The sequence below is a fragment of the Psychrobacter fozii genome, assembly GCF_003217155.1.
In the GTDB taxonomy this organism is placed as follows: Bacteria; Pseudomonadota; Gammaproteobacteria; order Pseudomonadales; family Moraxellaceae; genus Psychrobacter; species Psychrobacter fozii.
The window spans coordinates 138,616-150,810 of sequence record NZ_QJSU01000007.1 but is presented as its reverse complement, the minus strand read 5'-3'; the positions used below and the strand labels follow the sequence as shown (position 1 = coordinate 150,810).

The window sequence follows — 12,195 nt, the reverse complement described above, 5'->3', positions numbered from 1 at the left end:
CTATAAATGTTCTATAATTATCTTTAAGCAGTTAGTTAGTGTGCTGATGAATTGATAAATTAGAGATAAGCTGCTCAGTGAGCCCGAGCAGCTATCTTGTTCTCAATCCAATGAGCGACTTCGCTTTCTACCCATGCTACACGTCCTTTTGATAGCTTGACCTGTATAGGAAAGGTAGAATCATAGCGGTTTGATTTTTTATCTAGCATATCGTAAATCGTTGTACTGCTAAGTCCTGTATAGTGTACGACTTGCTTTAGCGGTAGCATGCTTGGCATTGAAGTATTTTTCTGAGTACTTGTATTTAAATTTTCCATGACTAGCTCCTTATGAGTAATTGAGAGCATTTCCTCTCATACAGTTAGGGAGTCCCATATTTTTTTATGGCGTCCTATACAGTTGGGCTGCATCCATTGTCGAACAAAAAAAGGAGCTGAATCAATCAGCTCCTTTTTTTGTCGCATATTCCTGCAACTGCTTTAACTTATAGCTGTCACACTCTTCCTTAGGCTTCTTTCGATATTACCGACATTGTAGGGAGCGATACCATTTTGTGACCCTCCTTGATGACTACTATTGGACTCATCCGTCTCTACTAGATAAAACTCTTCAGCTCCCTCAGACACCTCATTGATATCAACCTCAAAACAGGAATTAACATAGCCTTGCTTAGCAGCTACTTCTAGCGCTGCTTGGTCAAAACCGTGTTCACTTAACTCTGCGTCAATGGCACCAGCATCTTGCACTGCTTGCTTCAAAGTCACATCATCACGTAGCGTCAAATCCACAAAGTAGATTGGAGTACGATAGCTTTGCGTAGTGCTCTTACCTCGGAGCGTGAGTTGTAATGGGAGACAGGACAGCTTATTGCCAGACACCGCTGCAAAGTAGCTCAAGCGTGCTGCTAGCGTGCGAATACTATTGAAACCAGTAGTACGAAATATAAACGTGCCAAGCTCATCGTCTTCACTAAGATTCACATAGAGCCTTCCGTAGGGTTTACAAGCACCGCCTTGGGCTAGTGGGCAGCGATCGGGGGATGGACATGGCAGCTGCTCAACACCGTTGCTGGTTCGACGCTGGCAATGTTCACCATCGCCTACGCAAAGTGGGCGTCCAGTTTGCCTATCAAATAGCGTGTATTCAGCTCGCAAATTCAGCTCAGGGTCATTGAATAGCAGTCGCACCGGTATTTGTCTGAGCTTACCGTCATTATTCGCACGAAGTTTTTCATTAAGTGGATGATTAATCCAGCCATCTTTATTTTGGATTTGGCTAGTGATAGTGAATTGGTCATCCTTAGCAGGGAGACGTTTGCCGTCTTTTTGAATGACTTTACCGATGCTAATGCGACCTAGGACTGGCGGGGTTATCGTTAGACCTTTAATCATGGTTATATTCCTTATGTGTTTAATAAAATGTGTTTAGCCATAAAAAAGCCCACCTGTGATAGGTGGGCGGTTATGTGCTTGCTTTGATTAATTAGCTTTGACTAGTTGTTTGTTGTGTTGATGATTGAGTGATATTTAGCTTAGGCATTAAGTAAAACAAAGCGACGACTGCCTTGCTTTGTTTTACTGAATTTGGCTAATAGCTCAGGATGCGCCTTGATAATGGCTTTACTGTCTAAACCAATACTATCTTTAGAGCGTTTCCATGAGATCGCGCCTTTATCAAACACAGCGACCTCGTTATCAGCTATCAATGTTTGCAGTTGGTGCTTCACCTTATCATGACGTTCTTCTAGCTCTTGCATATAGTCACGGTAACTAAGCAACTGCTCAAATAAGCTGTTGGCACCGTCATCTGCACTTAAATCAATCTTGCTTGAGGGTTTGGGCTTTGGGTAAAGCTGCTTTAATGCTCGCGCTGCTGACTCGCTATGGTCAGGGGTTGGTGGTGTGTCCGTCTCTACATACTGCCAAAACAGACGCTCGTGCCACAGAATACTATTAATCAGCTGCTCATCACGCTCAACCTTGTATATTTTAGCTTCGTGTCCGCATAGCAACACGCAGATATGCGCCGCATTTTTACCAGTGACCGCTAACTGGTGCTGAACTTGGCAAGTCACATACAAAGGCACACCATGCTTCCACAGCTTCGCGCCATGCTCACCAGCGGTTTTGCACTCAAGTATCTGTACCTCATCACTGCCTGTTATTGCATAATCTAAATTAGCCAGCATAAAGTGCTGTTCAGGGTCAGGGTGTTGTAAGACAGCATTGACGCGCCTTACCTTATTACCTGTGTGCTCTTGATAATATTTAGCTACCATCGGCTCAAGCGTATTACCCCAGTACAGTGGTGAATAACCTGCAATGCTCTCATCTAAATCCGATGTCATACGCCCTGTTTTAATCATCCATAGCTCAAGCATCGACAAGTATGGGTGGATACCGCAGGCAGCGGCGGCATCAGAGCTACCAATACCTTGTTTGCGAACGGCTAACCATTCCTCACGGCTCAAGTCTTTGGTACTAACAAGCCGTTTAGCGGTGGTTGATTGAGTCGATGGCACCAAAGGCGTTGAGTGCTCAATGTTGGCTTTCGTTTTTGAAGGTATGCGCGTTGTTTTAGCATTGACAGTTGAACGCTTTGCGCGTCTTGACTGAGTGGTTGTGTTTAATGCGATGGTTTCCATAATAAATTCCTTATAAATAGCTTAATGAATTAATGTGACTGGTTAAATAATGGACATAAAAAAACCACGCGCTAAGGCGTGGTTGATTGTGTTTCTAGACGTCAAACATCCCTGATTAAGCAAGCATCAGTAGCGATTCTTCTAAACCCTTTTGTTTAAGCTTAGCCCCAGCACCGAACCATGCTGAGTTAAGACGATTATCGGTACTCATTGCTCGACGTTCATGGTCAACGTATTCCGTGATACTACATAGCAGTCCATAAGCTGTGTCACGGGCAGCATCTAAATCAGCACCGCGCCCTTGACCGTTAAACATCTGCATCACCTTATTCATCGCTTTGGCATTAGGAACAGCATCCTTTTGCTTTTTAGCGCTATTAAACAAGATAAGGTTATTGTCTTGGTCATTGAACACACGGCTGAGATAATTAGCGGCATCCGCTTGAGTGACACGGCGCTCCGATAATTGCTTCATCTCATAAACGTGCTCCTCCCACTGCTTCACCGATACGCCTAATTGTTGCTTGACGCTATCAGCATCGAAGGAGGTACTATGCGGAACTTTGACCACACCACCACTTCCGTTAGCTAAGCTAACAGCAAGGGTGTTGTTACAGACCACACGAATATTAGTGAATTGTGCTGTAGTGGCTAGCGTCCCATCACAAGCCGTTGCCAGTAATAGATAGCCGTTACTAACATCTTTACCTTTGAGCGTTGCTGACTGGCCTGTACGAGCCAAAGCCCATAGCTTACGACCACCCTTCAAGACACCAGCGGTCTCAAGCTCAAAGTGTGAGTTCTCCGTAAGGTCACGATAGAACTCTAAAATCTCACGCGGTTGTACTTCTTGGTAGCGTTGACTGACGACTGATAACGGCTCTAGGTTGTCACTGCGATAGAGCACCTTGTTCTCAGCAAAGGGCATGATGAGGTTGTGCCCTTTGTCATTGCTTGACATGTAGCTGACATCCGATGACTCAATACGCCAATCAAGCCCTGCCTCGCGTGCCCAAACTTCTAACGGCTGCTTAGGTGATAGCTCATTGCCAAGACCATGCCAAGGGGTTTCGCCTACATATGCCATACTTTCGACTAAATGTGCCATGAGAATATTCCTTTTTATTGATAATTCAATGAAGTAAGTGAAGTGGGTTAACTGGATTAATGAAAGGTGGTGAAGACATGCGTGCAGTCATCACAGCGATATTGCTGATTGACTAGCATTGGTAGCGCTTGATGAGACTGAGTCATCTCAATAAGTGCTGCGATTGTTGTGCCTGCAACCACGCCTATAGCAGGATGAATCTTAAGCGTCTTGCACAGACTAACGCCAAGGCTGACTAGAACTGCAGGAGACAACAGCTGGTCGATCAAATTGATACTGATGCCATCAGTCATCTCATAGACCGCAGTTGACTGACAACATGGACAGATGGTTTTCATACATACTCCTTTTATTTTGGGCATAAAAAAGGCCTGCACGAGGCAGACCTTTATTGATTAAATGTTGATTGGATTAGGCGCTTTATTAACTACTAATGCGCTATCTCATTAAAATAGTATGTATTTGAAATTACTTTGGTATGGATTCAGTTGACTACTACACTTTGACCTTAAGTAATACTGCGAGTAAAAGTTTTCATTTTAGGTAGCTTGATCTTGAGATGCTGGTCAAGCCTGTCAGTATAGCGGTCAGTCTTATTAGGGTCAGTGAGGTATAAGGCTGTTCTTATCGCATTCTCAACAGCTTGTTCATCGTGACGATATATCATACCAATACCTAGTGTGCCACTCTCCTCATAGGGTCTTTTATAATCATAATTATTACAGTTATAGTAAGAGCCAAGATCTTCGGTAATACTCACCCATTTCTCTCCTACAACTCGTCCTAAATACCAATCTCTTTGACGCTTAGCACCGTTATAGATTAGCAAGACATGACAATGATAGCCATGTTCATGCCCTTGCTCTATCGCTATAGCATGGCCTACTAAATCCTTGAAGCATGTCTTTTTATTGCCTATAAACTGCCTGAGCTTTTTTAAGTGCCGATGCAAGTCCTCAATAGTGATGAAATGCATGGTGTCTTTTAAGTAGAATAAATCAACCCTGACAAATAGTAGCCTAGAATGCTTCTTAAATGATATGCGTAAATCTGCTTCAAGCGATTTGCTATTACTTTTCTCTTGCTTATTCAGCTTAGTATCTTCGTCTGTAATGAGAGCTTCATGATTGCCTAGGTAATTAATAAATTGAACCGTATTGTAATAGCCCCACCTGTGATTTCGCGAGTGTGGGTGAGCCATCACTTTTTCAGTACTCTTTTTGAAGGCTTTAATAGTTGGCATGTACTTCAATGCGGGATCGTAATTGTCTAGCAATGGTAAATACAACTTTGATAGCTGAACGCTGACATGGCTGATATCAATATCTCCAAATAGAATATCTCTAACTAATAAGTCAATAGTACTGATAAGTTTGGATTGATGGATACGTGGGTATGACATGAGACTACTCCTATGAATGAGAACGAATTGTTCATAGAGTAGTGTTGACTCGTATTTTTTAATGGTGATTAGTAAGTAGTATTAATTAATAACATAGATACCAACCATATATGAGAAATTCAGGAGCAGAGTTTCTAGAGTTTTTCCGTCGCCCAGATAAAGGGTTTTCAGGCTTTTTGAGTGATGAAAATTGGGATGGAGTTAGGCTGTTAACGTATATCTTGAGTATTGAGAGTTAGTTCATCCCAATATTTCAGATATTGACTCAATATTAATTCAAGATTATCAAGAAAGGTCAAAATACAGACTCAGTTAAACCAATAAGTCTTCAGTGGGTAAGATAACATCAAATAGTTAGTAAGCTACGATTGTCTATACATGAATATAAATAATATATTATCTAGGATTTCCTGTTAACTAAGCGTATTTACTGAGACATCGAGAAGTACTTGTTGAAAATATAACACTAAAATAATATGATAAGATTATGCAATTAACACTAAAATATCACGCGTGATATAAATTTATTTACAGGGTTTTCAAATATGCTCAGTCATGATGCAAAGTATAATGAAAAGGAACAGTACTTCAAAAAAGTGTTCAAATCTCTATCTCAAAGAGAAATTAAGTACATACAAAGTTTTCTTAGAGAAAGTGTAGGTGAAAAATTTGTCATTGAATCTGATATCAACTTGAAGAATTCCTTAATAAGAAAGTTGCTTGATGTAAGAGATGCTAAGGAATTAGTTGAAGCAGGTTTATCCGAAATGCCTCTAAATCTGATTGCTGAGAAACACTTTAAGTGGCTTGAAAATAACTTGAGAGCGCAGTTATTCACTATGGATATTCTTGGTAAAATGACACCACCGAGATACATTCAACTTGAAGGAATTAATGACGATTTGATGGAAAAGATACAATGGTATTTTGATAGTATTCCCTCAAGCAGAAACGTACATGTAGACCGAAAGATAGAGATTTTGAATTCGATTGCATCACTTTGGATAAATATAGAAAGGCTAAATAATTGTTCCAAATGGTTAAAATCGAGAGATATAAAGCAAATGGAATGGACAGAAAACTACTTAAAATCTAAAGGTGTGCTCATACGTAACAATCTTGACCCCATAAATTATGAAAGTAAGAGAGCCTTAATACTGGCCTCCATAGACACCATGAATACTGGATTAGGAGCAATGCACTTGTTAGAGCAGCGCGACTTAAAGAATGTATCTAGGCGTTCCCACCATGAGGAACTCTTTATTGATAAAATGAAGCGCGCTTGGAGTCAGCAGAAATACCGTAATGCTGGGAAAACAAAGAAACCCTATCATTTACCACTAACCAAAGAGACTAAATCTAGGCTAGAAAAAATGTCAGAAGTTCAAGGGCTGGCAGAGACAGCCATGCTTGATATGCTGATTAATCGTTTTTACGATTTAGATTATCTAGATTCAAATGGTAAGGACCTATATTAATGCTTAGTAATATAGTCTTGTAGCTCGTCTGCTGTAACCCCTTGAGCTAGTAATGCTTTAATTAGAGCTTGCTTATCAGCATTTTGTAATGAGCTAGGGTGTTTGTTTTCTAATGACATCTCAATCTGCTGTCGAGCTATTTGGAAGTCTACGACCTCGCCTTTGTCTCTGAGTAAGTCTAAAAAGTCTGCCCAGACCTGCATGATTTTACGTCGTTCTTCTAAGTGCTGTGCGTGGTTATACACTGCGCGGATGCTACTTTTCTTGTCATGTGCCATTTGCTTCTCGATGGCGTCCCCCATATAGCCAAGTTCGTTTAGGTTAGTGGATGCGATGTGACGGAATCCGTGCCCAGTCTGCTTGCCAGCGTAGCCAAGGATGTCTAATGCATTATTAATAAACTCTTCGCTATAAGGCTGGTGCATGCCAGTATGATAGAACACATATTCGTATTGGCCTGTGATGGGTCTCATCTCTTCTAACACTGCTAGCATTTGGTCTGACAAAGGAACGACATGCTTACGCGCAATCTTAAGGTTATCAATATCGACACGCCATAGACGGTTGGGGAAGTCGATATGTTCCCATTTCATCATACGTAGCTCGATAGTACGACAGAATGAATAGGCTAAAAACTTCATGCCCAATCGAGTCTGGTCATGACCATGGTAGCCTTCAATGTCTTGTAATAGCTTGGGTAACTCACTAAGCTCAACGTGTTTCATGTGCTTAGTTTTCGCTTTCGGATATAGCTCTTTTAACCCTTCTGTATGATTTACCTCGATTAGACGTTCTCTCTTAGCTCTTTTAAGAATATTGCCAACGAGATCAATAGTGCGTCTGGTTACTTCTCGTGGTGGTGTTCCTTTTTCGACCCTAGCTTCAATGCTATCTGCCATCGATTTACAATCTTCAAATTTCACATCTTTCAAGGCTATTCCTTTAAAGCTAGGAATAACGTCTTTATGCATGCGATTGTAGTCTTGTTGATAGGTGCGAGTCTTTACGTTGCGCTTACGCTCCTCTAACCATTCAAGTGCATACTCATTGAACATTTTAGCTTGTTCATTCGCAAGTTTGTCTTGACGCTTTTTATTCTTTGGATTGATGCCATTTGCTACTAAAGCCTTAATATCAGCATTAGCTACTCTAGCTTCTGCTAAGCCCATCTGCGGGTATGTACCTAAAGTAGTCTTCTGCTGCTTACCATCGAAGCGATAAGCACTTACCCATGTTCGAGTGCCTGAGCTACGTACCAGTAACTGCAAACCTTGTTGGTCGCTATATTTGTCTGGACGAGCAGGGGTACATTTATCAGTAGGTTTGAGTTTACGAATTTTGGCATCGCTTAACATGTTGGTCTATTTCCTATACCTACGAGCTATATGTTTACAGCATTAAGACGATTATGTTGGTCTAAGGCGTATAAAAATAGGTCGAATGTTGGTCTAATTTAGGTGTATATAAATAATAGACCAACGGATAGACCAACACAAGTCATGGAATAGGTGGGTTATGTTCGGATAGGTTAGGAAAACAGCAGGCATAAAAAAAACGCTAGAAGCGTTATTTATAAAGAGTTACAGGATAATTTAGGATAGGGTGGGATAAGATAGGAAAACTAAGATTTTATAAGATTGGCGGTGAAGGAGGGATTCGAACCCTCGATACGCTATTAACGCATACACACTTTCCAGGCGTGCGGTTTCAGCCACTCACCCACTTCACCATTTTTTTGACTGGCTCAGTATAGCGGATACCATTTAAAATGTCACCAATTACACCTTATCTTTCTTTATTTGTAGACGCCTGCTAGGATAGCGTATCCGTAATAACAAGCATAGATGGTTGAAAGTTAAATGATAAGTGTTGGTAGGCTCAAATATACTCTCAAAAATAGCATAATAATGACCGTTGCGACGGTTGCCATAAGCATGACTTCAGCAAATGCTGATGATTTTACTCAGTGTAGTGAGTCTTTTTATGGTGGTGTTTACCCCGAATTTACCAATGACAAACTCAGTAATAAGACGCAAGCGCTATGTATGGATGGTTTTGCCGTCATGTATTCAGGCGTATCGCGCACACCGTTATGGTCGGCAGAGCATCTAGATCGTAAGCGCTTACAGCAAGCCAAAGAGATTGATCGTGAAGACAGTTTTCATGAAGAAAGCAAATTGCCAGAATCCGCACGCGCCTCATTATCTGACTACTCAAAGTCTGGTTATGATCGCGGACATTTAGCACCTAATGCTGATATGGCCAATCGCAGCCAACAATATGACAGCTTCAGTTTGGCTAATATTGCCCCACAGTCACCTCGTAATAATCGTTATATTTGGCGTAATATTGAATCAGCGACTCGATATCTGACGCAGCAGTATGGTGAAGTCTATACGATTACAGGGGTTTCATTTACGAATAAAAAAACCAAGCAGCTCGCTGATCGTGTGCTTGTACCCAGTCATTTCTTCAAAGCTGTTTATATCCCAGCGACTAATCAAGCAGGGGTTTACTACGCACCAAACGATGAGTCGGAGCGTATAGAAATTATCAGTATTGATGAGTTGGCTACCGAAATCGGTATCGATGTTCTGCCCATGCTGGACTCTCAGACCAAAAAACAAGCATTCGATTTGCCACTGAAAGCGGGTGAAAGTTCTGATTTACCTGCTGATGAGCCAACAGAAGAACCTACTTGGATGCTATTTGTTTGGGCGATTATTGAGTGGCTGTTGGGTCAGTTGCAAGCATAGAGGTTTATATGTGAATGTAGACAATGACCGAAAGCGAGTGATACTAAGAAATAATGTAAGATGCTATTAATAGGATGGATGACCAAATGATTGAACCCTTTGCTAATAATCATCAAAGTATGCAGATAGGTGAGCTTGTAATTGAAAATCAAGAAGACAAAATTATCATTTATGGTGATCTTGATCTGACTTTAGACGCGTCTGGATATGAGCAAGCCCAGCAGCTACATGCACTGACCGCTAAAATCATACAAGCTTTCGAAGTTAATGATACTTATAGCAAGAATGACAGTAAGTCAAAAGAAAATGATGACCAATTGGGCAAAGATATAGATAATCCATTTCTATAACCCTTTGATATAGTTTTGTTTTTACAGAAATAATAAAGTGTAAAAAAACTACTAGGCAAAGTCCAAAAATTGCTTATAATGAATTAAGACATTGCTTATATCACTCAAAGCTTTGAAGAGGCTGATAAGCAATGGCAGTAATCGGCTTTCAATTAGTATGAGATCGTCAAGCTTGTAATAAAGTATTCTAGCAACGGATAAGCATGGAATATCAGAAACATAATGTTTCGAGTAATCATTGTATGAAGGGAGTCAATTTATGAAATTATTTACAAAAACCGCTTTAGCAGTTGCAGGTATCAGTCTAGCCACTATGGCGTTTGCCGCTGATCCACTCGCCAATACAACTTGGCAGACCTTTGATGAAGGTAAACCAAAAGGCACAGTGAAAATTACTGAGTCAAATGGTGTGCTAACAGGGACACTTATCGCTACCAACTCAGCAACAGGTAAAAAACACGTTGGTATGAAAGTCATTAAAGGTCTAAAAGCTGATGGTGGTGGTAAATATAGCGGTGGTACGATTACGGATCCTGAGAAAGGTAAAGATTATCGTATGACAGCTAGCTTAAATGGCAGTACCCTGAACCTAAAAGGCTATATTGGTCCATTCTCACGCAGTCAAACATGGAAAAAGAAATAACCTAATATAGTTGTTCTTTTATCAATATTAATTTTGATCAAAAAAATCCCGCATTACCGAAAGGCATCGCGGGATTTTTAATGCCTATAGTTTAGTATGGTTTCAAAGTATTTATCTTACAAAATCTGGATAATCTTTCATACCACATTCTGCTATATCTGCACCTTCGTACTTATCTTCTTCAGAGAGACGTAGGCTAATAACTACTTTGATAATTGCCAAAACGATACTAGGGCATGTCCTCAATTCAATCGATGGTAATCTAAATGGGTTAAAAATGGCTAAATCTTGCCAAACAGCGTCAAATAGTTAACTAATATCTCGATATTACCTGCACTATTTTCCTTGTTTGACTGCAACTTATCTCATTTTTACCATCATTTTTGAAATGAGGACACACCCTAATTTTGATCAAAAAAATCCCGCTTTACCAAAAGGTATCGCGGGATTTTTAGTGCTTATAGTTTAGTATGGTTTCAAAGTACTTATCTCACGAACTCTGGATAAGCTTCCATACCACATTCTGCTATATCTGCACCTTCATACTCATCTTCTTCAGAGAGACGTAGGCCAATAACTGCCTTGATAATTGCCCAAGCGATTAAGCTAGCAACAAATACCCAAACAAAGATGGTAGCGGCACCAGCAATCTGACCGACGAATGATGCCGCTGGATTGGTAATTGGTACAATAAGTAGACCGAATAGACCGACTACGCCATGAACTGAAATAGCACCGACTGGATCATCTATTTTTATTTTATCTAATGCTAAGATAGATAGCACAACGATAACGCCAGCGATTAAACCAAATAGTGTGGCTTGTAATGCAGATGGAGTAGAGGGTTCTGCCGTGATAGCGACTAGCCCTGCAAGCGCACCATTTAAGAGCATTGTTAAGTCAGCTTTGCCAAAGATGATGCGTGCTATTATTAAAGCACCAATTGCACCGCCTGCTGCTGCTGCATTGGTATTCAAAAAGACCATGGCAACTGAGTTGGCACTGGCGATATCGCCAAGCTTTAGTACTGAACCGCCGTTAAAGCCGAACCAACCCATCCATAATATGAGCGTACCAAGTGCTGCTAATGGTAGATTGGCACCTGGAATGGCACGTATTTCGCCATTAGGGCCATACTTACCTTTACGTGCACCTAACAGTAGTACACCTGCCAATGCAGCCGCAGCACCCGCCATATGAACGATACCAGAACCTGCAAAATCAGAGAAGCCCATATCACCTAAGTTGAACATGCCAAATACATCATTGCCGCCCCACGTCCAGCTTCCCTCTAGTGGATAAATGACACCAGTCATCACCACGGCAAACAGTAAGAATGACCAAAGCTTCATGCGCTCAGCCACGGCCCCTGAGACGATAGACATACAGGTTGCAACAAATACTACTTGGAAGAAAAAGTCAGACGCGGCAGAGTAGACAGAGTCACCGTCAAAGCCGTTTTCAGCTGATGCTGTCAAAGCCTCTTCTACTAGTGTGTCACCACCTGCGATACCACTCAAAAACAAATCACCGCCATACATAATGGCGTAACCGCAAATCATGTACATAGTACAAGCGGTCGCAAAAAGTGCGATGTTTTTGGTTAAAATCTCAACGGTGTTTTTTGAACGAACTAGGCCAGCTTCTAACATAGTGAAGCCCGCTGCCATCCACATGACTAGCGCCCCACATATCAAAAAATAAAACGTATCAAGTGCGTACTGGAGCTCGAAGATTTGATTTTGCATATTAATTCCCCCTTGAATTGATGCAATACAGCTTATCGGTGTGATCTATAATTTTTGTTTATAGGT

The 12,195-nt window shown here is 41.1% G+C and carries 12 protein-coding genes and 1 tRNA gene; 4 read left to right on the top strand and 9 right to left on the bottom strand.

All coding sequences use genetic code 11. The features are described from left to right. Positions 1-74: 74 nt before the first annotated feature. The 6 genes from DFP82_RS10325 to DFP82_RS10300 all read right to left on the bottom strand — a co-directional run bounded on the left by DFP82_RS10325 (position 75) and on the right by DFP82_RS10300 (position 5,154). On the bottom strand, positions 75-317 hold the full coding sequence (locus DFP82_RS10325; RefSeq protein ID WP_245905702.1) for a helix-turn-helix transcriptional regulator: 243 nt from the start codon (positions 315-317) through the stop codon (positions 75-77). A gap of 162 nt (positions 318-479) precedes the next feature. After that, the gene (locus DFP82_RS10320) at positions 480-1,391 is read right to left on the bottom strand and encodes a recombination directionality factor (RefSeq protein ID WP_110923654.1); all 912 of its coding nucleotides are present in this window, start codon (positions 1,389-1,391) and stop codon (positions 480-482) included. Positions 1,392-1,531: 140 nt separating this feature from the next. After that, positions 1,532-2,644 carry a YqaJ viral recombinase family nuclease gene (locus DFP82_RS10315; RefSeq protein WP_110923653.1) on the bottom strand — a complete coding sequence of 371 codons (1,113 nt, stop codon included), beginning with the start codon at positions 2,642-2,644 and terminating at the stop codon, positions 1,532-1,534. Between the two features lie 115 nt (positions 2,645-2,759). Next, positions 2,760-3,752, bottom strand: a complete 993-nt coding sequence (locus DFP82_RS10310) for a DUF932 domain-containing protein (protein ID WP_110923652.1) — start codon at positions 3,750-3,752, stop codon at positions 2,760-2,762. 56 nt (positions 3,753-3,808) lie between these two features. Then, positions 3,809-4,090, bottom strand: coding sequence for a hypothetical protein (locus tag DFP82_RS10305; RefSeq protein ID WP_110923651.1), 282 nt, complete (start codon positions 4,088-4,090; stop codon positions 3,809-3,811). Positions 4,091-4,260: 170 nt separating this feature from the next. Beyond that, complete coding sequence (locus DFP82_RS10300) at positions 4,261-5,154, bottom strand: YagK/YfjJ domain-containing protein (protein WP_110923650.1); 894 nt, start codon at positions 5,152-5,154, stop codon at positions 4,261-4,263. A 545-nt stretch (positions 5,155-5,699) separates the two neighbouring features. Here DFP82_RS10300 and DFP82_RS10295 point away from each other — a divergent pair. Next, a complete protein-coding gene (locus DFP82_RS10295; protein ID WP_110923649.1) occupies positions 5,700-6,632 on the top strand; it encodes a hypothetical protein in 933 nt (310 codons plus the stop codon). Here DFP82_RS10295 and DFP82_RS10290 read toward each other — a convergent pair. Together DFP82_RS10290 and DFP82_RS10285 are read right to left on the bottom strand one after the other, a co-directional pair. Further along, on the bottom strand, positions 6,629-7,987 hold the full coding sequence (locus DFP82_RS10290) for a tyrosine-type recombinase/integrase (protein WP_110923648.1): 1,359 nt from the start codon (positions 7,985-7,987) through the stop codon (positions 6,629-6,631). The genes DFP82_RS10295 and DFP82_RS10290 overlap by 4 nt on opposite strands. A gap of 283 nt (positions 7,988-8,270) precedes the next feature. Next, a tRNA-Ser gene (locus DFP82_RS10285) sits at positions 8,271-8,361 on the bottom strand. A gap of 205 nt (positions 8,362-8,566) precedes the next feature. On the opposite strand from DFP82_RS10285, the gene DFP82_RS10280 reads away from it, so the two are divergent. From DFP82_RS10280 to DFP82_RS10270, 3 genes are all read left to right on the top strand, one after another. Beyond that, positions 8,567-9,388 (top strand): DNA/RNA non-specific endonuclease, encoded by an 822-nt coding sequence (locus DFP82_RS10280; RefSeq protein WP_245905701.1) that lies wholly within the window; start codon positions 8,567-8,569, stop codon positions 9,386-9,388. An 86-nt stretch (positions 9,389-9,474) separates the two neighbouring features. Then, the gene (locus DFP82_RS10275) at positions 9,475-9,738 is read left to right on the top strand and encodes a hypothetical protein (RefSeq protein ID WP_110923647.1); all 264 of its coding nucleotides are present in this window, start codon (positions 9,475-9,477) and stop codon (positions 9,736-9,738) included. A 259-nt stretch (positions 9,739-9,997) separates the two neighbouring features. Beyond that, positions 9,998-10,381 carry a DUF2147 domain-containing protein gene (locus DFP82_RS10270; RefSeq protein WP_110923646.1) on the top strand — a complete coding sequence of 128 codons (384 nt, stop codon included), beginning with the start codon at positions 9,998-10,000 and terminating at the stop codon, positions 10,379-10,381. Between the two features lie 485 nt (positions 10,382-10,866). On the opposite strand, the gene DFP82_RS10265 is transcribed toward DFP82_RS10270, so the two are convergent. Next, on the bottom strand, positions 10,867-12,129 hold the full coding sequence (locus DFP82_RS10265; RefSeq protein ID WP_110923645.1) for an ammonium transporter: 1,263 nt from the start codon (positions 12,127-12,129) through the stop codon (positions 10,867-10,869). Between the last annotated feature and the right edge of the window lie 66 nt (positions 12,130-12,195).